The following is a 24,580-nucleotide window of genomic DNA, read 5'->3' as shown; positions in this document are numbered from 1 at the left end:
TTAAGTTAGGGTGACCTTAGTACCTTGGAAGGGTGTTGAGTCTTCAATGATGGAACCGAGCGCTCGTCTCGTGCTGATCCCCCTTACGCGTCTGGCCGATGTGCGGCGGCGCACCGGCGACCATTCCGACCGGGCCATCGCCGAGGCATGTGCCATCGGGCTGGCGTACTGGGCGACCGGTCGGAGCCCGGAGGGCCTGGACCTCACCCCGGGTACGCACTTCGTGGACGTCCTGGGATGGGCCGCCAACGGCGGCACCGCGCCCGAGGGTTGGGAGGTCCACCCCGCCGGTCCGGAGGGTGTGCGGATCGCCGTCCCCGAAGAGGTCCCGCTCCCCGGCGTGCGGCTCGCGCTGGAGGACCTGACGGACTTCCCGGACCGGCCCCTCGGCACCATCAGCACGTCCGGGGCGGCCGACCGGCTCGCCGCGCTGGCCGCGTGGAACGACACCGCGGCCGACCGGGTCCGGCCCACCCTCATGGAGCTCTTCCTCGAACAAGCGCGGACCCGGCCGGACGCGGTCGCCGTCGTGGACGAGCACCGCTCACTGACCTACCGCCAAGCGGCCGAGAGGTCGGCCCAGTTGGCTCACCGGCTGATCGGCCGCGGACTCACCGCCGAGCAGGTCGTCGGCGTATCGCTGGGCCGCTCCGCCGAGATGGTGATCGCGCTGCTCGGCGTGCTCCGGGCCGGCTGCGCGTTCGTCCCGCTCGATCCGCAGTGGCCCGCCGCGCGCCGCGCCGTCGTCATCGACGACGCGCGGATCGTGGCCCAACTCAACGGCTCCGGTGAGCCGGACGGCACCGAACCGCCCGCCCTCGCCGTCGACCTCGACGACTGGGCCTACGGCACCGAGCCCGTCCACGACCCCGGTGTCACCGTCCCCGGCGACGCCCTCGCCTACGTGATCTTCACCTCCGGCTCCACCGGCCGCCCCAAGGGCGCGATGATCCGTCACGAGGCGATCAGCGAGCGGCTGCTGTGGCAGTCCCGCGAGATCCTCGGCTTCGGACACGACGACGCCTCGCTGTTCAAGGCGCCGCTCTCCTTCGACATCTCCATCAACGAGATCTTCCTGCCCCTGGTGTGCGGCGGGAAGCTGGTCGTCCTGCGGCCCGGCGGCGAGCGTGACCCGCACCATCTGCTCGGCGTGATCGCCGAGCAGCGCGTCACCTTCACCTACCTCGTCTCGTCCATGCTGGACGTCCTGCTGGAGATTGACGGCGACTCCGGACGCCTCGCCAGCCTCCGGCACGTCTGGTGCGGCGGGGAGGTCCTCACCCCGGAGCTGTACGAGCGGTTCCGCACCAAGCTCGACATCCCGCTCTACCACGGCTACGGCCCGGCCGAGACCACCATCGGCGTCTCCCACGTCATCTACCGGGGCGAGGCCGAGCGCCTGTCCACCTCCATCGGCAAGGCCAACCCCAACACCCAGCTCTACGTCCTCGACGACGAACTGCGCCCGGTCCCGGTCGGCGTCGGCGGCGAACTGTACGCGGGCGGCTTCCTCCTGGGACGCGGGTACGTGAGCGCCCCCGGCCTGACCGCCTCACGGTTCGTGGCCAACCCCTTCGCGTCGGACGGCTCCCGGCTGTACCGGACCGGTGACCTCGCGCGGTTCGCCCCGGACGGCTCCCTCGACTTCCTCGGCCGGGCCGACAACCAGGTCAAGATCCGCGGTATGCGGCTGGAGGTCGAGGACGTCGAAGCCGGCCTCGCCGAGCACCCCGGGGTACGCCACACCTGCGTCGTCGCGAAGAAGAACAGTGCGGGCGGCACCTACCTCGTGGGATACGTGATCCCGGCCGCGGACCACGAGGACCTGCGGGCCGAGGACGTCAAGGCGTGGGCCGCCGGGCACCTGGTCGAGTACATGGTTCCGGCGCACGTCGTCGTGATGCGGGAGTTCCCGCTCACCGCCAACGGCAAGCTGGACCGCCGCGCGCTGCCCGAGCCGGAGATCGCCACCGGCACGTTCGTCCGGCCCACCACCGACGACGAACGCGCGGTGTGCGCGGCCGCCGCCTCGGTGCTGCGGCTGGAGGAGGTCGGCGTCGACCAGGACTTCTTCGACCTCGGCGGTGACAGCATCCTCGCGATCTCCCTCCTGAGCGCGCTGCGCGAGGCGGGGCTCCACGTCACCGTGCGGCAGATCTTCGGCCACAGCGGCCTGGGCGCACTGGCGGCGGTGGCGAGCCGCGACGACGTGCTCCCCGTGGACCACGACGACATCGCCACCGGTCCCGTCGTCGGCTCACCCGTCGTCCAGTGGCTCGGCGGGACCACAGAGGCGATCGACGGCTTCGTCCAGTCGGTCGTCCTGAACGCCCCCGACGGCCTCACCGCCGACGCGCTCGATGCGGTCCTCACCGCCGTCGTCGCCCGGCACGACATGCTGCGCGCCCGGCTGGTGCGCGGCGACCGCTGGAGCTTCGACATCCCCGAGGCCGGTACGGCCACGGCCGGATGGCAGGAGAGCGACCGGCCGTTGGAGGACTGCGTCGCCCTCGCGACCGAGGCGCTGGACCCCGACGACGGCGTGATGCTGCGCGCCGTCTGGCGCCGCGCGGCACGCCAACTGGTCGTCGTCGTCCACCATGTGGTGATCGACGGCGTGTCCTGGCGGATCCTGATGGACGACCTGGCCACCGCCTGGCGCCGGTACGCCGCAGGTGAGGCGATCGAACTGCCCGCGGTGGGCACATCGTTCCGGCGCTGGACCCAGCTCCTGCAGAGCGCGGAGTTCGACGCGGACCGCACCCACTACGCCCGCCCTCTGCCGGGGCCGGACGCCCCGCTGGGCAGGCGGGCGCTCACCGCGGCCGACACCGTCGAGCGGGAGCGGCAGCTGACGCTCACGACCGGCCCCGAGACCACGGCCGCGCTGCTGGGGGAGGTGCCGGCGAAGTTCCACGCGGGCGTCAACGACGTCCTGCTGACCGCCCTCGCCGTCGCCCTCGCCCGGTGGCGCCGCGACCGCGGACAGGACCAGACCTTCGCCCACATCGAACTGGAGGGCCACGGCCGCGAAGAGCGCCATGTGGCGGGCGCCTCCGGCATCGAGCCGGACCTCTCGCGGACCGTCGGCTGGTTCACCACGCTGTTCCCGGTGACCGTGGACCCCGGTGCCGCGAACGACCTCACCGCCCCCGGCTACCTCGCCGCCGCCCTCAAGGCGGTCAAGGAGGACCTCGCCCGCGTCCCCGGCAACGGCCTCTCCTACGGCGCCCTGCGATACCTGTCCGACACCGCCTTCCCGGCCCCCGCACCCCAGGTGCTCTTCAACTACCTGGGCCGCTTCGACGCCGGTGCCACCGGCGACTGGCAGCTCGCCGGGACCACCGGACAGCTGGGCGAGAAGCGCGACCCGCGGATGCGGTTGCCGCGTGCCCTGGAGTTCAACGCGATCGCCGAGCCCTCCGCCTCCGGCGGGTTCGCCCTCGTCACCACCGTCTCCTGGCCCGAGGGGATGTTCACCGACGCGGACATCGACACCCTCGGCGGGTACTTCGAGGCGGCGCTCGCCGGTCTGGCCGCGCTCGACCGGGGCGGCCACTCCCCGAGCGACTTCCCGCTGGTCCGCCTGACCCAGGCCGACGTCGACGCGCTCGACGGGCCCGCGCTGCGCGCCGTGCTGCCGCTGACGCCGCTCCAGGAGGGCCTCTACTTCCACTCGGTCTTCGACGACGACTCCGCGGGCAGCTATGTGGAACAGCAGTTGCTGACGCTGGAGGGCGAACTCGACGCCACCCGGCTCGCCGCGGCGGCCACTCGGCTCCTGACCCTGTACCCGAACCTGGCCGCACGCTTCACGCCCCTCGCCGACGGCCGAGTCGTCTCCGTGCTCGACACCGGCCGCGAGGCGCCCTTCACCACGCTCGACCGGCCGGGCCTCACCGACGAGGAACTGCGCGCCTTCGCCGAGCGGGACCGCCGCGCCGGATTCGACCTGGCCACCGGCCCGCTGATGCGGTTCACGCTGATCCGCGACCCGGAATCCGGCCGTGCCGTCCTCGTGCAGACCGTGCACCACCTCATCGCCGACGGCTGGTCGGTGCCGCCGATGCTGCGCGCGCTGCTCGCCGAGTACCACGCACCCGGAACGGTGCACCCGCCGGGCAGCTTCCAGGACTACGTCGGCTGGCTCGCCGGACGCGACGCCGCCGAGAGCGACCGGGTCTGGTCCGCCGAACTCGCCGGGCTGCCCGGCCCCTCGCTGGTGGCCGAGGGACACACCCCTTCCGACCGGTTCGCCGACACCGCCGTGGAGCCCGGGTACGACCTCGACGCGGCGGTCCGGTCGGCCGGTGTCGGTCTGAGCGCCGCCGTGCACAGTGCCTGGGCGCTCACCCTGGGCGGCATCCTCCACTCCGAGGACGTGGTGTTCGGCTCCACCGTCTCCGGCCGCGACGCGGACGTGCCCGGCATCGCGGACATGATCGGCCTGTTCATCAACACCGTTCCGCTGCGGGCCCGCTGGGACGCCGGCACCACCGCACGCGACGTGCTCTCCTCGGTGCGCGAGCACCAGGACGCGGTCCTGCCCCACCAGCACGTCTCGCTGGCCCGGATCGGCCGTCAGGCGGGCGTCGGTACCCTCTTCGACACCCTCGTGGTGTTCGACGTGGCCACCGACGTGGCCGCGCTACGCCGCCCCGGCGACACCCTGCGCATCACCGACCTGGTCAACGAGGGAGCCCCCCACTACCCGCTGACCCTGGTCGTGGAACGGTCCCTCGACGGCCGCCCCCGCTTCAACCTGATCTACGACGGAGCGCTGCTCGGGGAGCGCGCGGCCCAGGACATCCTGCACGGGTTCACCCGTACCCTCGCCGCGCTGCTCACCCGGCCGGATACCCCGGTCGGCGACCTGACGCCGGAGAAGACGCCCGCGCTGGAACGGATCGCGCCGACGACCCTCGGAGCTCTCTTCGACGCCGCCGCACAGCGCGACCCGGCGGCCACCGCCGTCACCCGGTGCGCCCTCGACGGCACCACCGGCTCGCTGACCTATGGCGAACTCGCCCGGCAGAAGGACGAGTTGGCCGCGGGCCTGCGGGCGGCCGGGGTCCGGCCGGGCCAGCGCGTCGCGGTGGCCGTCCCACGCTCCCTCGAACAGGTCGTCGCCCTGCTCGCCGTCGTCACGGCGGGCGGCGCGTACGTACCGCTGGACCTGGCCTATCCGGACGAGCGGCTGGAGTACATCCTCGCGGACGCCGCGCCCCAGGCCGTGTTCGTCGCCCCGGACCAGCGGGCGCGCTTCACGGCGCTGCTGGAGCGGGCGGGCGTGACCGCCCGCGTGCTGGTGCAGGGCGACGAACTGCCGCAGGGCACCGCGGACCCCGCGGCGGACGGCGCCGACTGGCACGACCCCGCGTACGTGATCTACACCTCCGGCTCGACCGGCAGGCCCAAGGGCGTCGTCGTCCCGCACTCCGCCGTGGTCACCCTGCTCACCCGGACCCGGCCGGACATGGGCTTCGGCCCGGACGACGTATGGGTCCAGTTCCACTCGTACTCCTTCGACTTCGCGGTCTGGGAGCTGTGGGGCGCCCTGGTGCACGGCGGCGAACTGCTCGTCCCCGACTACGCACTGACCCGATCCCCGGTCGACTTCCACCGGCTGGTCCGGGAGCGGGGGGTGACGGTGCTCAACCAGACACCGTCGGCCTTCTACCAGTTCACCGAGGCCGACCGGCTCGCCGGTGCGCCGCTGCCCGCGCTGCGCCGGGTCATCTTCGGCGGTGAGGCGCTGGACCCGGGGCGGCTGCGCGGCTGGGTCGAACGGCACGGCGTCTCCGCGCCCGAGCTGGTCAACATGTACGGCATCACCGAGACCACCGTGCACGTGACCCACCGGGTGCTGACCAGGGACGACTTCGCCTCCGGCGACGACACCAGCCCCATCGGCGGCCCCCTGCCCGGACTCGTCACCCATCTGCTCGACGACCGGCTCAGGCCGGTGCCGCCGGGCCGGGTCGGTGCCATCTACGTGGCGGGCGACCAGGTCGCCCTGGGGTACCTGGGGCGGCCGGGCCTCACCGCGGGCCGGTTCGTGGCCGATCCGTTCGCGAACGACGGCTCCCGCATGTACCACACGGGCGACCTCGCCCGCCGGACCCTCGACGGCGAGCTGGAGTTCGCCGGTCGCGCCGACGACCAGGTACAGCTCAAGGGCTTCCGCATCGAGCTGGGCGAGGTCGAGTCCGCGATCCGGGAACTCGACGGTGTGGTCGATGTGGCCGTCACCGTGGCGGACACCGGCGACCATCTGGTCGCGCACCTGGTGGGACGGCTGCCGGGCGACCTCTCCGCCCTGCTCGCCGAGAAGCTTCCCGTCCACATGGTGCCCGGTCGCGTCCTGTCGGTGGACGCCCTGCCGCTGACCGTCAACGGCAAGCTGGACCGCAAGGCCCTGATCGCGCGGGCGGCGAAGGACGACGCCCCGGTGGCCGTCACCGACTCCGTGCTCGACGCGCTGACCGGCGTCTTCGCCGACGCGCTGTCCCTCCCGGAGGCCGGTGCCGACACCGACTTCTTCGCCGCGGGCGGCGACAGCATCGTCGCCATCACCGTGGTCAACCGCGCCCGGGCCCTGGGCGTGCCGATCGCCCCCCGCGACGTGTTCGTCCTGAAGACGCCGCGGGCCCTCGCCGAATCCGTCGGCACCCGCACGTCCGAGGCAGCCCGGCCCGCTCCGGTGCCCGCGCGGCACGCGGACGGACCGGTGCCACCGACGCCGATCATCCTGCGCCAGCGGGAACTGGGCGGCTCCCTCGCGCGATTCGCCCAGGCACGGGCGGTCGAGCTGCCCGAGGGCACCGGGCTCGCCGAGGTGCGCCGCGCCGCGGACGCCCTGCTGGCCACCCACCCCGCCCTGCGGCTGCGGCTGCGGACCGAGCACGGGGCGTGGAGCCTGCACACCGGACCGGCCGGTGCGGCCACCGTCGTCCGCGCGGACACGGACGACGCCCTGACCGCCGCGGACGAGGCCGCGGGACGGCTCGACCCGGTGTCCGGGGACGTCATCGCCTTCACCTGGCTCGCCCCGGCCCGCACCCTGGTGGTCACCGTGCACCACCTCGCGGTCGACGCGGTGTCCTGGCTGATCCTGCTGGACGACCTCGCGTCGGCCCTGCGCGGGGAGCCCCTGGCGCCCGTGACCACGTCCTACGCCGAGTACGCCGAGGCGCTGACCCTGCGCGCGGCCGAAAGCACCGACACGCTCGGGCACTGGATCGACACCCTCCAGGCGCCGCCGCTGCTGCCCGCGGTCGGCGGGCTGCGCGAGACCATGGTGGTACTCGACCCGGGCGTCAGCGACCTGGTGACGCGCACCGCGCCCGCCGCGCTCGGCGTCGCGCTGACCGAGCTGCTGTGCGGTGCGCTGCGCGCCGCGCTCACCCGCGTACAGCCGGACCCCGCCGATCTCACGATCGAGCTGGAGCGGCACGGCCGCGTCCCGGCGCGGGAGCACCACGACTACGCGCGGACGGTCGGCTGGTTCACCGCCATCGCGCCCGTCCGGCTCACCGCGCACACCGACCCGGTCGCCGCGGCCCGCGAGCTGTCCGCACGCCAGCCCGACGAGGCCGGGCACGTCGCCTACGGCCAGCTGCGGTACCTCAACCCGCAGACGGCGCCCCTGCTCACCGCCCGTCCGCAGGTGCTGTTCAACTACCTCGGCCGCGGCGCCGAGTCCCAGGCGCTGCACCTCACCGACGGAGAGCGGCCGAGCCCGTACGCCGTCGAGGTCAACGCCTGGACCGACGAGGCCACCGGCGCCCTGCACGCGGCCTTCACCCTCGCCGAGCAGATCCCCGACGCGCTCACCACGCACTGGCTGCACGCCCTGGAATCCGTCGCGGAGGCCGCCACGACGGCCGAACGCACGGCACCGGTCACCCCGCTCCAGCGGGGCCTGTACTTCCAGGCCCAGATGGCGGGTGCGGCCGGACACTACGTCGCACAGAGCTACTTCGCCTTCGACCGGCGGCTGGATCCCGATGCCCTCGCCGAGGCCATGGCCTGTGTGATGGCCCGGCACCCGGTCGTCGGCGCGGGCTTCACCACGGACGACGACGGGAACCCGGTCCAGGTCCTCGGACCGGTCCGGCGGCCCGGTGTCCGTACGGTCGAGCTGTCGACCGACGCGGAGATCGCAGCCCTGCGCACCGAGGACCGCAACACCGGATTCGACCCGGCCGAACCGCCGCTGATCCGGATGACCGTGGTCCGGCGGCCCGACGGCCGCGACGGCCTCCTGCTCAGCTACCACCTGCTGCTGTGGGACGGGTGGTCCCGCGAGATCGTGCTACGGGATCTCTTCGACGCCTACCGGACGGTGTGCGCCGGTGAGCGGCCGGACGCGCTGCCGTCGACACCGAGCTTCGAGGACCACGCCCGGGCGATAGCGGCCAAGGATCCGGCCGTCTCCGAGCGCTTCTGGGCGGAGCACCTGGACGGGCTCACCGGACCGACGCTGCTCGCGGGGCCCGCGCCGTCCCTCTCGGCCGACCTGCCGCCCGCTCTGGTCCACACGCTGACCGCCGAGCGGTCCGAGCGGCTGCGGGAGACGGCCAAGCGGCACGGTGTCACGCTGAACTCGGTCCTCACCGGCGCGTTCGGCCTGCTCCTCGGTGCCCACACCGGCCGTACCGACGCGGTGTTCGGTGTGACCGTCTCCGGCCGTGAGGCCGAGGGCTCGTCCGGCATCGTCGGTGTGCTGCTCAACACCGTGCCCATGCGGACGGGGGCCCGGCCGGACGACACGGTGCGGGACTACCTGACGGCGGTGCAGACGGCCCGGGTCGAGGCGATGGAGCACGAGCACCTGGGGCTCGGCGAGATTCAGCGGGCCAGCGGTCACGACACCCTGTTCGACAACCTGTTCGTGCTCCAGAACTTCCTGGACCTGGACGCGTTCGCGGAGATGAACGCCCGGCACGGCATCACCGAGGTGCTGTCGGACGACTCCACCCACTACCCGTTCACCTGGGTCGTCACCCCCGGCGAGCGGCTCACCGTCAAGCTGGAGCACCGCCACGGCTCCACCGCCGACGCCCGCCGGCTGCTCGACGACTACCTCCGGGTGCTGGACGACCTCGCCGGTGCCACCGGTCCGGTGGGCGCGCTGCCGGGTCTCGGTGCCGAGCCCGGGCCCGGTGTCCGGACCGGCATCGGTACCGACACCGTGGTCGACCGGTTCGACCGGGCGGCGGACCGCGCCCCGGAGCGGACCGCGCTCGTCGCGCACGGCCGGAGCATGACCTTCGCGCAACTGCGGGACCGCAGCCGGGAACTGGCCGGGGTGCTCACCGGACGCGGCATCGGCCCCGAGCGGACCGTGGGCCTGGCGATCCCGCGCTCCCTCGACTCGATCGTGGCGCTCTTCGCGGTGCTGCGGACGGGAGCTGCGTATGTGCCGCTGGAGCTCGACCACCCGGACGAGCGGATCGCCGCGATCGTCGCGGACGCCCGACCGGAGGTGATCCTCACGGTCAGCGGCGTGTCGCGGCGGCTCACCGGCGACCTGATCGAACTGGACCGCCCCCTTCCGGAGGCCGAGCCGTTCGTGACGTTCGCGCCGGACGACCCGCTGCGTCTGCGCCACCCCGCGTACACGATCTACACCTCGGGCTCCACGGGGAAGCCCAAGGGCGTGGTGACGGAGTACGCCGGTCTCACCAACATGCTGATCAACCATCAGCGCCGGATCTTCGCGCCGGTGCTGGCCGACCACGGCGACCGGGTGTTCCGGATCGCCCACACCGTCTCGTTCGCGTTCGACATGTCGTGGGAGGAGCTGCTGTGGCTCGCCGACGGCCATGAGGTGCACATCTGCGACGAGGAGTTGCGTCGCGACGCGCCCGGCCTGGTCGCGTACTGCGGCGAGCACGGGATCGACGTCGTCAACGTGACCCCCACGTACGCCCAGCAACTGGTCGCCGAGGGACTGCTCGACAACCCGGACCGGCGCCCCGCGCTGGTGCTGCTGGGCGGTGAGGCGGTCACCCCGGCGCTGTGGCAGCGGCTCGCGGACACCGAGGGAACGGTGGGCTACAACCTCTACGGCCCGACCGAATACACCATCAACACCCTCGGCGTCGGCACCTTCGAGTGCCAGGACCCGGTGGTGGGCGTGGCGATCGACAACACCGAGGTGTTCGTGCTGGACCCGTGGCTGCGGCCGCTTCCGGACGGTGTGCCCGGTGAGCTGTACGTCGCGGGCGTCGGCATCGCCCGCGGCTATCTCGGGCAGCCCGCGCAGACCGCGCACCGTTTCGTCGCGTCCCCGTTCGGCGAGCCCGGCGAGCGGATGTACCGCACCGGTGACCTGGTGGTCCGACGGCCCGACGGGAACCTGCTGTACCTCGGCCGCACCGACCAGCAGGTCAAGATCCGCGGACACCGGGTCGAACCGGGTGAGGTCGAGGCGGCGTTCGCGGCCCATCCGGCGGTGCGGTTCACCGCCGTGGTCGCGCAGCCCGACCCGCAGGTCGACGGCGGCCACCGGCTGGCCGCCTACCTCGTCCTGGACGGTGCCGACCTGGCGACGGTCGCGGCGGAGGCGGGGGCCGGGCTGCCGGACTTCCTGCGCCCGACGCACTACGCGCAGGTCGACCGCATCCCGCTCACGGTCAACGGGAAGGCCGACACCAAGGCCCTGCCGGAACCCAGGCCGCTGGGGGCGCTGACCACCGCGGGGGAGCGCGGCCCGGAGACGGAGACCGAGTCCGTGGTCTGCGAGTACTTCGCCGAGGCCCTGGACCTGGACGACGACGAGGTGAGTGCGGTGAGTGACTTCGTCTCCCTCGGGGGACACTCCATGCTGGCCGTCCGCCTGGTCGGACTGCTGCGCCGTGAATTCGGCCCCGTGATCACCATCCGTGATCTGTTCACCCTGCGAACTCCGGAAGCGATTGCCCGCCATCTCGATGACAACTCCTGACGCCCCCACATCCCGCAGGCCGGGATCCGACATCCTCCGGACCGCCATACGCCGCAACGTCGGCGCGATGGCCTGGGGCACCCTCCTCATGGGCCTGTACCAGGCGGGTGAGACCGCCTTCCCGATCGCGCTCGGCCTGATCGTCGAGCACACGATGCGGGAGCGCAGCCTCCCGGCGCTCGTCCTGTCGGTCGCCGCCCTGGCCGTGCTCATCACCGTCGTGTCGCTGTCGTGGCGGTTCGGCATGCGCATCCTGCAGAAGGCCAACACCACCGAGGCCCACCGCTGGAGGGTGCGGGTCGCGGCCTGCGGCCTCCAGCCGGTGGCCCGGGACGTCGACCTCAAGTCCGGCGAGGTGCTCACCGTCGCCACCGAGGACGCCGACCAGACCGCCGACATCGTCGAGGTGGTGCCGATGCTGATCAGCTCGCTGGTCGCGGTGCTGATCGCGGCGGTCGCGCTGAGCGTGGCGAGCATCCGGCTCGGTCTGCTGGTCGTCGTCGGGACCGTCGCCATCCTGTCGGTCCTCAGCGTCATGTCCCGGCGGATCGGCAGCAGCACCCGGGAGCAGCAGGCCCGGGTGGCGCGGGCGGGTGCGAAGGTCGCCGACCTGATCACCGGTCTGCGTCCGCTGCACGGCTTCGGCGGCAATCACGCGGCGTTCCGGTCCTACCGGAAGGTCAGCGCGGAGGCGAGGCAGCAGGCGATCACCGTCGCCCGGGTGAACGGCACCTACGCGGGCACCGCACTGGGCCTGAACGCCGTCCTCGCGGCCTCGGTGACCCTGATGGCGGGTTGGCTCACCTACGAGGGGCGGATCGGGATCGGCGAGCTGGTCATGGCCGTGGGCCTGGCCCAGTTCATCATGGAGCCGCTCAAGCTCTTCTCGGACATGCCCAAGTACGTGATGACGGCGCGCGCTTCGGCGGAGCGGATGGCGCTGGTGCTGTCCGCCCCGCCGGTGGCGGCGCCGGGCACGGGGCGTCCGGCGCCCGGTGGGGACCTCGACGTCGACTGCGTCCGGTACGGGGCCCTGCAAGGGGTCAAGTTCCAGGTTCCGGCCGGTGAGTTCACCGCGATCGCGGCCTACCAGCCGCGGGCGGCGGCGGACCTCGCCTCGATTCTGGCCGTGCACGTCCCGCCGGATGGCTACGAGGGGGTGGTCCGGCTGAGCGGTCAGGAGTTCGCGGAGCTGTCGGTCGAGGCGGTCCGCGAGCAGTTGCTGGTGAACCCGTACGACGGGGAAATCTTCGGCGGCACGCTCCGCTCGAACATCGACCCGTCGGGCACGAGCCGGACGGTGCCCGAGGCGGTGGAGGCGTCGATGCTGACCGATGTCGTCGCCCTGCACCGGCAGGGGCTGGACTACGAGGTCCGCGACCGCGGCTCGAATCTGTCCGGGGGGCAGCGGCAACGGCTGTCGCTGGCCAGGGCGCTGGCGGCGGACAGCGGGGTGCTTGTGCTGCACGATCCGACGACGGCGGTGGACGCGGTCACCGAGCAGCTCGTCGCGCGCAACATCGCGGCGCTGCGCCGGGGCCGTACGACCGTCGTGATCACCAGCAGCCCGGCGTTGCTGGACGCCGCGGACCGGGTCCTCGTCCTGGACGGCGGTGTGGTCACCGCGGAAGGTACCCATCGCGAGCTGCTCGCGGGTGACGAGGGGTACCGCCTCGCGGTGACCCGGTGACGGGCGGGGCCCGGGTCCCGGCTGTCCGCCGGTGGCCCGGGCCCCGCCCGTCACCCCAGTGCCCAGGCGACGTCCCTGAGCAGCGCCTGCCGCCAGCCCGCCCGGTCGTGGCCCGCCGCCGACCGCGAGGTCCGCACGGTCGCACCGGCTTGTGCGACCAGGGATTCGACGAGTTCGCAGTGCGGACGCATGCGGGGCTCGTGCTCTCCCAGGTCGAACGCGATCCGCAGGCCGGGCGGGGCGGGGCGCTCCCGCAGACGCGCGGCGACGGCGCCCCCGACCGGCCCGCCGAGGGGATCCGGCAGCCTCTCGGCCTCCGGCGTCCACCAGAAGGAGCCCGACTGGCAGGCGACGCGGGAGACCAGCTCCGGGAATTCCAGCGCCGCGTACACCGCGCTCAGCCCGCCCAGGCTCTGCCCGGCGACCACCAGGCGGTCGAGGTCGGCGGGCACCCCGCTCTCCGCCACCAGCGGCAGCAGCTCGTCGCGTACCGCCTCCCACAGCTCCGGTCGGCAGCCGAACTCGGCCGACCGGTTCTTGCACGGCAGGAAGACCAGTGTGGCCGGGGGCATCTCCCCGGCGTCGGCGGCCGCGTCGAACGCGGCCATGGCCGGGTGCAGATGCAGCCAGTCGTCCCCGTCGAGCAGCAGGACCACCGGCCCGCCGCCGCCCACCGGGTGGATCCGCACGGTGCGGCGCCCACCGAGCCGCCCGCCGGTCCAGCGGACCCGGGTCCGTGGCAGCGGCAGGATGTCGTCCGTGCCGAGGACCGGCCAGTACGGCTGGGGCGGGGCGTCCGGAGTGGCGGTGACGGAACGGTCGCCGCCGACGCCCACCGGGTTGGACGGATCGGCGTACGCCGCGCCGTCGACGAGGAAGCGGTAGGTCACGCGGAGCCGCGCGGGCATGCGCACCTCGGCGTACCAGCAGTCCGTATCGCGCCACCGGACCAGCGGCACCGGATCCGACCAGCTCTCGAAGTCGACCACCGCCGGAGCGCCGCGCCACCGGAACAGGGCGACCCAACCGCGGTCACCGTCCGGCGCGTACGCGGGTGTGGCCGCTGTCCAGAACGCGTCGGTTCCGGGTGCGCCGGTAAGGCCGAAGGCGGCGAAGGGGCTCTCGGTCCCGGAGGCCGGGACGGTCGGCGTCATGGCCGAACTCCCCGGTGGCTCACCGGAATGCGGGGGAGGGGGGCCGTGCCGTTCCCGGCCCGGTCCCGTTCGCGGGGGCGCATCAGCGGCTCCTTGTGAGGGAGAAGGGGAAAGGTTAAGCTCTGCAATTAGGCGAGCCTAACCTAAGTATTGGACTCGCCTCATTCCGCGCCCCCTTCACCACCGCCGGGCCCGCGGGACCGTCCTCGGGACGGCGCCCGCCGGTCGTCTCCGGCCCCAGGAGGAACCCCACCCATGAGCACCAACCCGTTCGACGACGCCAACGGCCGATTCCTGGTCCTGGTCAACGACGAGGGGCAGTACTCCCTCTGGCCGGCCTTCGCCGAGGTGCCCGGAGGGTGGACGGTCGCCCTTCAGGAGTCCAGCCGCGAGGCGAGCCTGGAGTTCATCGAGGCCAACTGGACCGATCTGCGCCCGCGTTCCCTCGCGGTGGCCACCGACTCCTGACCCGGGGCCGCCGTCGCCCCCGGGTCAGGGAGTCGCGGGCGCCCAGTGCTCCCGAGGTGCGACTCGGGTTACGGATGTGCCGTCAGCGGCGCGGTCCTGGATCCGATCCCCGTGCAACTCCCGCACCGGGACCGCTTCTTGGCCGAGCGCGCCGTGGTGGCCGCGCGGCGGCCGCGGCTGTTGTGCGCGCGGTCCGGGATCGCCGACGCCGTCGAGCGGGCGTCCCGGGCTGGCGCCGTGACGACCTTCGTCGACGGGCGGGAAGCCACGGCGGCGGGCAGTCTGCGACCGTTCGGGCCGACGCCCTCCGGCGGCTCGCCTCCGCGCCCGGGGCTGTCGCGCCTCGGCCGGTGCCGCGGACAGTGGTCCGGGCAGGCCGAGTTGGCCCCTCAAGTAAGGCAAGGAGCCTTACTTCTACTGCTCCGGTGGGATGCCGCGGTGACCTGTGTCTCCCGGGAACCCGTCCGGGAGACTTCCGCGCCCGCGCACGGCGCGACCCGAGGAAGGAACGCCTTGACCACGGCCACGCGCCCCCCTGCCGTCCTTGCCGCGTCACCGGGTGCCCCCGCCGCCCCGTGGCAGGGCGCCGCCGCGTTCACGGTGCGGCCGGGGCGCGAGGACGACGGCCCCGCGCTCGCCGCCCTCTCCCGGCCGTTCGTCCGCACCGGGGCGCTCCGCGAACGCCCGCTCGCCCACTACCTGTCGGAGGCGTCCGGCTTCCATGTCGCCCAGGCCGCCGACGGAACCCTCGAAGGCTGCCTGGGGCTCGGCGAGTACCCCGGAGCCGGTGTGCTGTACAACTTCTGCGTCGCCGAACACCGGCAGGGATCGGGCATGGGCGGCCGACTGCTGCACGCGGCCCTCACCCGGGCCGGGAGCCGGGCGCTGACGACGCTGTTCACCGCGACGACCGGCAGCGGGCGGCTCTTCCTCCGCCACGGCTTCGCCCCGGTCTCGCCGAACCTGGCGCCGCGGGCCTGGGCACGGTCCCTGGACCCCGCCCGCGGCGCCCGCGTCCTGGCCCGCACGCTGTAGACCCCGAAGGGGCGGCCCCGCGAGGGACCGCCCCTTCGGCCGTGGCCGAGCACCGGGCGAGCGACCGTTCCCCGCCGGTCGCCGGGTACGCCCGGGAGCCGTTCCGTCCGGCGGGTGTCAGGCGCCGTCGCCGGACGCGGCATCGAGGATCGGGGGCAGCGCCGCCACCAGGGCGTCGGCCTGCTCCTGCGGCAGGGTGAGGGCGGGCGCCAGCCGGACGACGTCCGGAGCCGCCGCGTTCACCAGGAACCCGGCGTCCTGCGCCGCACACCGGACCCGCGCGGCGACCGGCGCGGTGAGGACGGTGCCCAGGAGCAGCCCCGCGCCCCGCACCTCGCGGACCAGGGGGTGCCGCAACGCCTCGATGCCGCGGCGCAGCCGCTCGCCCACCCGCGCAACGTGCGCGAGGAGCCCCTCCTTCTCGACGGTCTCCAGGACGGCGAGCCCCGCCGCGCACGCGATCGGGTTGCCGCCGAAGGTGGAGCCGTGCTGACCGGGCGTCAGCAGCCGTGCGGCGTCGCCGAAGGCGACCGTGGCGCCGATCGGCAGGCCACCGCCCAGGCCCTTGGCGAGGGTGATCACATCGGGCTCCGCGCCCGGCTCCGCCTGGTGCGCGAACCAGTGGCCTGTGCGGCCGATCCCGGTCTGCACCTCGTCCAGGACCAGCAGGCTGCCGGTGGCCCGGGTGATCTCGCGGGCGGCCCGCAGATAGCCCACCGGCGCGGGGACGGCCCCCGCCTCGCCCTGAAGCGGTTCGAGGACGACCGCTGCGGTGCGTGCGGTGACCGCCGCGCGCAGAGCGGCCGTGTCGCCGTAGGGCACATGCGTCACCTCCGCGGGCAGCGGCAGGAACGGTTCCCGCTTGGCGGGCTGTCCGGTGAGGGCCAGCGCCCCCATGGTGCGTCCGTGGAACCCGCCGTCGGCCGCGACGAGGTGCGGGCGCCCGGTCCGGCGGGCGATCTTGAAGGCGGCCTCCACCGCCTCGGCGCCCGAGTTCGCGAAGAACACCCGCCCCGGCCTGCCCAGCAATCTCAGCAGCCGTTCCGCGAGCGCGACGGGCGGCTCCGCGACGAACAGGTTCGACACATGCCCGAGCCGGGCGGCCTGCTCCCGTACGGCCTCGACCAGCGCCGGATGGGCGTGCCCGAGGGCGTTGACGGCGATCCCGCCGGTGAAGTCCGTGTAGGTGCGGCCGTCCTCGTCCCACACGGTGCTGCCCTCGCCCCTGACGAGGGCCAGCGGGGGAGTGCCGTACGTGTCCATCACCGCCGCGCGCCAGCGGTCGGTGAGCGGGGTCGTGCTGTCGGCGGTCACGCGCCGTCCTCCTTCTCACCGGGCCCGTCGGACCCGGGCCTCGCGTCCGGCACCACGGTGGTGCCGGGTCCGTCCTCGGTGAACACGCCGCGCAGCAGCGCGTGCGGCACCCGGCCGTCGACGACCCGCGCCCGGCCGACCCCGGCCCGGACCGCCCGCAGGCAGCCCTCCATCTTGGGGAGCATGCCGCTCGCCAGCCCCGGCAGCAGCGCGTCCAGTTCGGCGGCCGTCATACGGGCGATCACCTCGGTGCTGTGCGGCCAGTTCGCGTACAGGCCCTCGACATCGGTCAGCACCACCAGATGCTCCGCCCCGAGCGCCGTGGCCAGGGCCGATGCCGCCAGATCGGCGTTGACGTTGTACACCTGACCGTCCTCGCCGCGGGCGACGGGCGAGACCACGGGGATGCGGCCCTGCTCCAGCAGCGCGTCGAGGAGGGCGGTGTCCACGGCCACCACCTCGCCGACCTGGCCGATGTCCACCGGACGGCCGTCCACCCGGGCCGGGCGCCGTACGGCGGTCATCGTGTGCGCGTCCTCCCCCGACAGACCGACGGCGAACGGCCCGTGGGCGTTGACCGCCTCGACGAGCTGGCGTTGCACCTGGCCGGTGAGCACCATGCGCACGACGTCCATCGTCTCCGGTGTGGTCACCCGCAGCCCGGCCTCGAAGCGCACCTCCAGGCCGAGCCGGTCGAGCAGCGCGCTGATCTGCGGCCCGCCGCCGTGCACGACGACGGGCCGCAGGCCCGCGTGGCGCAGCTCGACCACGTCCTGGGCGAACGTCCGGTGCAGCGCCGGGTCCACCATGGCGTTGCCGCCGAACTTGACGACGACCGTCCGGCCCCGGAGCTCCTCCCGCCACGGCAGGCCGCGGCTGTCCGGTATCGCGGCCGGCGCCTCCGTCCGGGTCGTCCCCGCGCCCCTCATGAGCTGTACGCGCTGTTCTCGTGGACGTATGCGGCCGTCAGGTCGTTGGTCCGGATGACGGCTGAGGAGTCACCGGAGCGCAGGTCCACGGTGAGGGTGATGCGGCGGCCGGACAGGTCGGCCCGGTCCCGGGGTTCGCCCTCGGCGCCGTCCCGGCAGACCTGGACGCCGTTGATCGCCACGTCCAGGCGGTCCGGGTCGAAGACGGCGGACGTGGTGCCGACCGCCGACAGCACCCGGCCCCAGTTCGGGTCCTCGCCGTGCAGGGCGCACTTGAGGAGGTTGCTGCGGGCGACGGAGCGGCCCACCTCGACGGCGTCCGCCTCCGAGGCCGCGCCGACGACCGCCACCTCGATCTCCTTGGAGGCGCCTTCGGCGTCACCGATGAGCTGACGGGCCAGGTCCTCGCAGACGGCCAGGACGGCGGCGGCGAGATCGGCGGCTGCGGGTGTGACACCCGAGGCGCCTGAAGCGAGCAGCAGCACGGTGTCGTTGGTGGACATGCAGCCGTCCGAGTCCACCCGGTCGAAGGTGGTGCGCACCGCGTCGCGCAGGGCCGCGTCGAGGACCGCGGCACCGGCGTCGGCGTCGGTGGTCAGGACCACGAGCATCGTGGCCAGCCCCGGGGCGAGCATGCCCGCGCCCTTCGCCATCCCGCCGACCGTCCAGCCGTCCCCGGTGGCCACCGCCATCTTGTGGACCGAGTCCGTCGTCCTGATCGCGACGGCCGCGTCCTCGCCCCCGTCGGAGGAGAGCGCGTCCGCCGCGGCGGCTATCCCGTCCGTCACGCGGTTCATCGGCAGCCGGACACCGATCAGGCCGGTGGAGCAGACCGCGACCTCGTCGGACGTGCCGTCCACGGCCCGCGCGGTGTGCTCGGCCATCAGCCGTGCGTCGTCGGCGCCGCCGGGTCCGGTGCAGGCGTTCGCCCCACCGGAGTTGAGGACGACGGCGGTGAGCCGCCCGTCGGCGAGGGCGGCACGGGACCAGCGGACGGGCGCGGCCTGTACGCGGTTGGAGGTGAAGACTCCGGCGGCGGCGCGCGAGGGCCCCCGGTTCACCACCAGGGCCAGGTCCGGGGCGCCGGAATCCTTGATACCGGCGGTCACTCCGGCGGCGCGGAATCCCAGGGCGGCGGTCACACTCACGGGGCCACTCCATTCGTGGGCAGGCCCAGCCATTCCGGCAGGCCGAGGGCGATGTTCATGCTCTGCACCGCGCCACCCGCGGTGCCCTTGGTGAGGTTGTCGACGGCGCTCACGCAGATGAGCCTGCGGGCGTCCGGGTCCACGGCGATCTGCACCTGGGCGGTGTTCGAGCCGAGGACGGCGGCGGTGGCGGGCCACCGCCCGGAGGGCAGCAGCTGTACGAACGGCTCGTCGGCGTACGCGTCGGTGTACGCGGCGCGCACCTCGTCCTCCGTTTCCGGGGCCCCGGGGCGCAGCCGGGCGGAGCAGGTCGCGAGGATGCCCCGGGGCATGGGCGCCAGCGTCGGGGTGAAGGAGACGGTGACGCGCTCACCGGCGACCCGGGACAGGTTCTGGACCAGCTCCGGGGTGTGCCGGTGGCCGCCGCCGACCCCGTATGGGCGCATGGAGCCCATCACCTCGGCCCCCAGGAACTCCGGTTTGGGGGAGCGCCCGGCGCCGGACGTCCCGGTGGCGGCGACGATCACGGCCTCCGGTTCGACGAGGCCCGCGGCGTAGGCGGGGAACAGCGCCAGGGTGACCGCGGTCGGGTAGCAGCCGGGCACCGCGATCCGGGTGGTGCCCTTCAGCTCGTCCCGGACCCCGGGCAGTTCCGGCAGGCCGTACGGCCAGTACCCGGCATGGGCGGAGCCGTAGAAGCGCTCCCAGGCGGCCGGGGACCGCAGTCGGAAGTCGGCGCCGCAGTCCACCACCAGCGTGCCGGGATCCAACTCCGCGGCCAGGGCCGCCGACTGCCCGTGGGGCAGGGCCAGGAACACCACGTCGTGGCCGCGCAGCGTGTCGGCGCAGGTGTCCAGGAGGATCCGCCCGGCGAGCTCGGGCAACTGCGGTTGTACGGACTCCAGCGGGCGGCCGACGCTGCGGTGCGCGGTCACCGCGCCGATCTCCACGCCGGGATGTGAAGCCAGCAGGCGGAGCAGTTCCCCGCCCGCATAGCCACTGGCACCGGCCACCGCGACCCGTACGGTCATGTTCTTCCGTTCTCTCTGTGTGTGGGGGAGGGGCGTGTCCGTGGCGTGAGCGGTGCCGCGGACGGCCGGGGAGGGGACGGGCTCACGCGTCCTCGCGGAGGTTTGGCGACACCCGGCTCCGACGCAGGTCGCGCAGCAGGGACCCGGTCGTGCACACCACCGAGGTGCGGGCGGTCCACCGCAGGGCCATGGCGTGCTCCTCGGCGGAGAGGTCGGCGACAGCGTCGGCGACCACGAAGGGCTGGATGTCGTTCATGAAGGCGTCTGCGGCTGTCAGGAGGACACCGAGATGGGCGTGGACCCCGCAGACGATGAGCTGGTCGCGCCGCTCCGAACGCAGCAGTCGACCCAAGTGGCTGCGGAGAAAGGCGTTGTGACGGACATTGGCCAGCACATACTCACCCGGCCGGGGCGCCAGGGGCGCGACGATGGCGGCGTCGCCCCCGTCGCCGACGCCCGGACCCCAGATGTCCTCGGCGAGACCGCGCCTACCTGCCTGCTGGGCGGCCGGTTCGGCGGTGAAGACGACCGGCATACCGAGAGCCGTGGCAAGGGCGCGGAGCGCCGCGATGTTGCCGACGAGTTCGGGGAGCGGCGCCCTGTCCGCCGGGAGTTGCCCCACCAAATGGTTCTGCATGTCGTGGACCAGCAGCGCGGCGCGGTGGGGTTCGACCACCCAGGACGGGCGGGACGGCGGCAGGGTGGAGCCGTCGGGCATGGGGTAGGAGCCGATGACCGGCAGACCCATGGCGTTCCCTCCCTGATGGCTCCCTCAACGGCACACGAGTGCACAGACCCACCGCCGAACCGGTATGGACTTAGCTTAGCCTAACCTAATTTGACCTTGCCGGGTGTCGGACGGGTGGGCCGTCTGGCCCGCACCGACGTCAGCGGGCGGGGAGCCAGCCCTCGTCGTCGGTGGCGTGGGCCAGGACGCGCTGGAGGAGGCTGCGCAGGGTCTCGGCCTCGTCCGGTGCGAGAGCGCCGAGCAACTGCGCCTCCACCCGCTCCAGCGGCCCGTCGATCCGGCTCAGCAGGTAGTGCGCGGTATCGGTGATCTCCAGCCGACGTGAGCGGTCGTCCGCGCCCGGGCGCCGACGCACATGCCCCGCCTCGACGAGTTCGTTGACCAGCTGGTGCACCGACTGCCGGGCGATGCCGAGCTGACGGGCCAGCTCCGCCATGGTGAGCTCGGGTTCGAGCGAGAGCTGGGCCAGCAGTCCGTACTGACGCACCGTCAGGTCGTATGCGGCCAACCGCTCGTCCACCCGGCGCGTCGCGACCGTGCTCGCCACCGCCAAGAGATAGGGGATGTGTGTCCTCAAGGCGGCGTCCCCTCAGCCGTCGGAGCCCGCGATCGTCTCGCTCCGACCGTATGTCATGTGCCGCTCCGGCCCGGTGGGCGAGGGACGTTCACCAGCCGTTCCAGGACCGGGACGAACCGGCGGGCGTCGGCGTCCCGAGCATCTCGGTGCGCACCCGGGCCGCGGCGTGCGCGAACGACGGGTCGTCCAGGACCTGCGCCACCATCGCCCGCAGCCGCCCGGACGTGAGCCGCTCGGGCGGACACGTCAGGGCCACCCCAGCCCCGCCCGCGCGCCAGCCGCCGCGGAGCCGGTCACGCCGGACCGACATCCGATCCGGTCACGTCCGGGTCCGGGTCGGCGGGCCTTCCCTTGAGTTCGTGGAACCCGGGAACCCCGGCCACCAGCAGCGTCCCGTCCCACAACCGCCCCGCCGCCTCCCCCTTCGGTACGCGGGAGATGACCGGACCGAAGAAGGCCAGCGGGGGACGGCGCGGCTCCACCGGATCCCCGACCGCCACCACCGGCGTGCCGGGCCGCGGACCCAGGAGCCGTACGGCCTCCGAGTGCGAGGCCCGAAGTTCCTCGTCGTAGGCGGTGGACGTACCGGCCGCCGCCAGCTCCGCCGGCAGGCCCGCGTGGGTCAGCGCCTCGGCCAGGTCGTTGATCCACTTCCTGGCGTTCCCGCCGCCCCCGCCGCCGGAATCGAGATCGGCCCACAGCGAGGCGTGGAAGCGGCCCAGGGCCTCCTGCCCGTGGTGGTGCCGGACGGCGGCGCCGATCCGAACGGGCACCATCAGGTACCCCTCGGGGTCGCCCTCGGGATCGTCGTCCCGGCCCTCGTTGAGGAGGGTCAGGCTCATCAGATGCCAGCGCAGATCCAGTGGGCGGACCCGGGCGGTCTCCCGCAGCCAGCGGACGGTCAGCCAGGTGTACGGGCAAGCGGGGTCGAACCAGACGTCCACGGCGCGGGATCCGGGCCGCGGGGAGGCGCGGAGAGATTCGGCGGTCACGGTGCGGTGCTCCTTCGCGTACGGAGTCGGACGGCGGCGGGTGGCGGTGGCTGCGGTGGCCGGCGCGTCACGCAGAGGCGTTGCGCATACCCCGGATGCCCGCAAAGACCCCCAGCACCGCGATGGCCGTCGCCGCGAGAACCCCGTACAGCACGCCCGTCTCGGCGAACCGACCGTCGAACAAGGCTCGTTCGGCCTCGACCACATATGTCGCGGGGTTGATCCGGCTCAGGACATAGAGCCAGGTGGGGGCCGAGGCATGGGTGAGGGGCAGCAGGACGCCGGAGAGCAGCAGCAGGGGGAAGAAGATCATCTGCTGCACCCCGTAGAACAGTGTCTGCTGCTTGCGGGAGTGGAGCGCCAGAGTGAAGGAGAGCGCGCCGATCCCGACCCCGAAGACGGACAGCAGCGCCAGGCCCGCCAAGGCGCCGAGCGGCCGGAGCCGGAAGTCGGTCGGCAGCAGCAGGACGAGAATCAACAGAGCTTGCGCCAGCAGGATCACGACCTCCTTGAGCGCCCGCCCCACGAGCATCGCGGCCCGGTTGAGCGGGGTCACGAGCATGCGCTCGAAGGCACCCGAGGACATCTCGTTGAGCAGTGAGGCCCCGGCCCCGGCGGTGGCGGAGGGCGCCAGCAGGACGAGCATGCCCGGTACGAACCATTGCCAGGGGGAGCCCGATCCCGTGCCCCCGCCCGCGGGGCTCACGCCCGAGAGCAGAGGAGCGAAGAGAGCGAGGAAGAGGAAGGGCAGCAGCATGGTGAAGAGGAGGCCGGCAGGCTGGCGCAGTTCGGGCCCCAGCTCGCGGGCGAACGCGGTGCGGGTGTCGTTGAGCACCTTCATCGTCAGGCTCCGTCGTGCGTGGTGGTCGGTGCGGCGGCGTCGGCGCTCTCCCGCAGAGTGCGGCCGGTCAGGTTGAGGAAGACGTCGTCGAGGGTGGGGCGGGCGAGCCGGGCGGTGAGGGCCCGCACTCCGGCTGCCTCCAGGCTGCGCAGCAGGACCGGCAGTTGGGAGTCTCCGTGGGGGATGCGCACCCGCACTTCCGTCTCGTCGGCGGTGACGTCGTGGACGGTGGGCAGGGCGCGGGCGAGCTCGGCGGCCCGCTGGGCGTCGGCGCGGTCGGCGGTCCCCAGGGTGATGCGGTCGCCGGCCAGGTCCGCCTTGAGCTTCTCCGGGGGGTCGTCGGCGATCACCCGGCCGTGGTCGACCACCATCACCCGTTGGGCCCAGAGGTCCGCCTCCTCCAGGTAGTGGGTGGTGAAGACGACCGTGGTGCCGAGTTCCTTGTGCAGCCGCAGCACGTGCTCCCAGATGTTGGCGCGGCTGTGCGGGTCGAGTCCGGTGGTGGGCTCGTCGAGGAAGAGCAGTTCCGGTTCGTGGACCAGTGCCATGGCGATGTCCAGGCGGCGGCGCTGGCCGCCTGAGAGGGTGCCCACCGTCCGCTTGGTCAGGTCCTCCAGTTCGAGCGTGGTCAGCAGATGCTCCGCCCGGGCACGGGACTTCGCACGGCTCAGGCCGTACGCGCGGCCCTGGGTGATCAGCTCGTCGCTGACCTGGAAGTTTCTGCCGGCACTGTTGCCCTGACCGAGATAGCCGATGCGGTTGCGGACCCGCGAGGGGTCGGTCAGCACGTCGTGACCGGCGACGACGGCGGTGCCCGAGGTCGGCGGGAGCAAGGTGGTCAGCACCCGCAGGCTGGTGGTCTTCCCGGCGCCGTTCGGGCCGAGGAAGGCGACCACGGAGCCGGCCTCGATGTCGAAGTTCAGGCCGCGCACGGCCTCGACGGTCTCTCCTTTGGCGCGGAAGCTGCGGGCGAGCCCGCGGGTGTGAATCATGGTTTCTCCCGTGCAGGGGTCATGGGGGCAAGTCAAGGGGTCTCGGTGGGTGCCCGGTCGGCCGCTTCGGTTCCAGGGCAGGGTGAGGGAAAGTCAGATGCCCTGGGCTCTTGACTTCTTCGAGCTTAGAAGCGCTAATAACGTCTTTGTCAGTACGCCTGACGGTCTCGATCCGCTCTTCGGACCGTCTCCCGCGTTCCGCCGTCCGCCCCGGCCCCGCTGTTCCGCTCTGCCTGCCTCCGCTGCGTTGCCGCCCACCCATTCGCCGTGCCGCCCCGGCACCTGCCGCCGTGCGCGCCGTGCCTCCTGGCCGGGCGCCGACCGGTGACGGACGTCGTCGGCACCTCGCACGAGCTGATCCGCTGGACCTCCCGGCGTCATACGGTCAGCATGTGCTTCCCAGGGCTATCGATGAATTCTGGAGTTTCTGCGGTGGGTGTACGGGTCGGCCGTGCTGGAATACTGAATCTCCTCATGGCGTTTATTTTTTGGCGTAGAATGTGAGGAGTGATATCGAGTAATGAAGGGAGCGTCAGGTGCCGGACAGGAATATTGAGTTCGGTAAGTTCGGCGCCCGGGGCGTCAAGGGTTATGAGGCGGTTGCGCGGCAGCTCGACAAGCTAGCCGGATTCATCGCCACGCCTGTTTCCGTTCGTCGTGGTTTGATGGCGCGTCTGCACTACCTCACGCGTTCTGATCATGCGCGT

15 protein-coding genes and 1 pseudogene are annotated in these 24,580 nt (G+C 73.1%); 5 read left to right on the top strand and 11 right to left on the bottom strand.

The window, feature by feature from the left end:
* Positions 1-46: 46 nt before the first annotated feature.
* Both IF23_RS0128850 and IF23_RS0128845 read left to right on the top strand, forming a co-directional pair.
* Positions 47-10,954, top strand: coding sequence for a non-ribosomal peptide synthetase (locus tag IF23_RS0128850; RefSeq protein ID WP_030288868.1), 10,908 nt, complete (start codon positions 47-49; stop codon positions 10,952-10,954).
* The gene (locus IF23_RS0128845; RefSeq protein WP_030288867.1) at positions 10,941-12,644 is read left to right on the top strand and encodes an ABC transporter ATP-binding protein; all 1,704 of its coding nucleotides are present in this window, start codon (positions 10,941-10,943) and stop codon (positions 12,642-12,644) included. The genes IF23_RS0128850 and IF23_RS0128845 overlap by 14 nt, the downstream gene beginning before the upstream one ends.
* Before the next feature lie 50 nt (positions 12,645-12,694).
* Here the strand turns inward: IF23_RS0128845 and IF23_RS0128840 are convergent, their stop codons facing one another.
* Positions 12,695-13,798, bottom strand: coding sequence for an alpha/beta hydrolase-fold protein (locus IF23_RS0128840; RefSeq protein WP_030288865.1), 1,104 nt, complete (start codon positions 13,796-13,798; stop codon positions 12,695-12,697).
* A gap of 255 nt (positions 13,799-14,053) precedes the next feature.
* Here IF23_RS0128840 and IF23_RS0128835 point away from each other — a divergent pair, with 255 nt between their 5' ends.
* Together IF23_RS0128835 and IF23_RS0128830 are read left to right on the top strand one after the other, a co-directional pair.
* Positions 14,054-14,266 (top strand): MbtH family protein, encoded by a 213-nt coding sequence (locus IF23_RS0128835; RefSeq protein WP_030288863.1) that lies wholly within the window; start codon positions 14,054-14,056, stop codon positions 14,264-14,266.
* Positions 14,267-14,779: 513 nt separating this feature from the next.
* Positions 14,780-15,301: a GNAT family N-acetyltransferase gene (locus IF23_RS0128830; RefSeq protein ID WP_051739957.1), complete on the top strand. Its 522-nt coding sequence runs from the start codon at positions 14,780-14,782 to the stop codon at positions 15,299-15,301.
* Positions 15,302-15,418: 117 nt separating this feature from the next.
* Here IF23_RS0128830 and IF23_RS0128825 read toward each other — a convergent pair whose 3' ends face one another.
* The 10 genes from IF23_RS0128825 to IF23_RS0128780 all read right to left on the bottom strand — a co-directional run bounded on the left by IF23_RS0128825 (position 15,419) and on the right by IF23_RS0128780 (position 23,873).
* A complete protein-coding gene (locus IF23_RS0128825) occupies positions 15,419-16,564 on the bottom strand; it encodes an acetylornithine transaminase (RefSeq protein WP_051739960.1) in 1,146 nt (381 codons plus the stop codon).
* Positions 16,565-16,611: 47 nt separating this feature from the next.
* Positions 16,612-17,544 carry an acetylglutamate kinase gene (gene argB, locus IF23_RS0128820; protein WP_078654332.1) on the bottom strand — a complete coding sequence of 311 codons (933 nt, stop codon included), beginning with the start codon at positions 17,542-17,544 and terminating at the stop codon, positions 16,612-16,614.
* Complete coding sequence (gene argJ / locus IF23_RS0128815; RefSeq protein ID WP_030288857.1) at positions 17,541-18,692, bottom strand: bifunctional glutamate N-acetyltransferase/amino-acid acetyltransferase ArgJ; 1,152 nt, start codon at positions 18,690-18,692, stop codon at positions 17,541-17,543. Before argJ ends, argB begins: the two co-directional genes overlap by 4 nt.
* Positions 18,689-19,723 carry an N-acetyl-gamma-glutamyl-phosphate reductase gene (gene argC, locus IF23_RS0128810; protein WP_030288855.1) on the bottom strand — a complete coding sequence of 345 codons (1,035 nt, stop codon included), beginning with the start codon at positions 19,721-19,723 and terminating at the stop codon, positions 18,689-18,691. Before argC ends, argJ begins: the two co-directional genes overlap by 4 nt.
* 82 nt (positions 19,724-19,805) lie before the next feature.
* A complete protein-coding gene (locus IF23_RS0128805) occupies positions 19,806-20,471 on the bottom strand; it encodes an isochorismatase family protein (RefSeq protein ID WP_051739956.1) in 666 nt (221 codons plus the stop codon).
* Positions 20,472-20,610: 139 nt separating this feature from the next.
* Positions 20,611-21,048, bottom strand: a complete 438-nt coding sequence (locus IF23_RS0128800) for a MarR family winged helix-turn-helix transcriptional regulator (RefSeq protein WP_030288852.1) — start codon at positions 21,046-21,048, stop codon at positions 20,611-20,613.
* Between the two features lie 88 nt (positions 21,049-21,136).
* Positions 21,137-21,304 carry a hypothetical protein gene (locus IF23_RS0128795; protein WP_157848097.1) on the bottom strand — a complete coding sequence of 56 codons (168 nt, stop codon included), beginning with the start codon at positions 21,302-21,304 and terminating at the stop codon, positions 21,137-21,139.
* A 37-nt stretch (positions 21,305-21,341) separates the two neighbouring features.
* Positions 21,342-22,040 carry a DsbA family protein gene (locus IF23_RS0128790; RefSeq protein ID WP_211266214.1) on the bottom strand — a complete coding sequence of 233 codons (699 nt, stop codon included), beginning with the start codon at positions 22,038-22,040 and terminating at the stop codon, positions 21,342-21,344.
* Between the two features lie 67 nt (positions 22,041-22,107).
* Positions 22,108-22,881: an ABC transporter permease gene (locus tag IF23_RS0128785; RefSeq protein WP_030288847.1), complete on the bottom strand. Its 774-nt coding sequence runs from the start codon at positions 22,879-22,881 to the stop codon at positions 22,108-22,110.
* A 2-nt stretch (positions 22,882-22,883) separates the two neighbouring features.
* Positions 22,884-23,873, bottom strand: coding sequence for an ATP-binding cassette domain-containing protein (locus tag IF23_RS0128780; RefSeq protein WP_030288845.1), 990 nt, complete (start codon positions 23,871-23,873; stop codon positions 22,884-22,886).
* Positions 23,874-24,409: 536 nt separating this feature from the next.
* Between IF23_RS0128780 and IF23_RS35225 the strand changes: the two are divergent.
* Positions 24,410-24,580: pseudogene (locus IF23_RS35225) on the top strand (transcriptional regulator); the annotation flags it as partial.

Origin of the sequence: Streptomyces catenulae, assembly GCF_000718015.1 — a bacterium.
GTDB classification, from domain to species: domain Bacteria; phylum Actinomycetota; class Actinomycetes; order Streptomycetales; family Streptomycetaceae; genus Streptomyces; species Streptomyces catenulae.
Note: the sequence above shows the minus strand (reverse complement) of the source record. Positions and strands in the feature narration are given on the sequence as shown.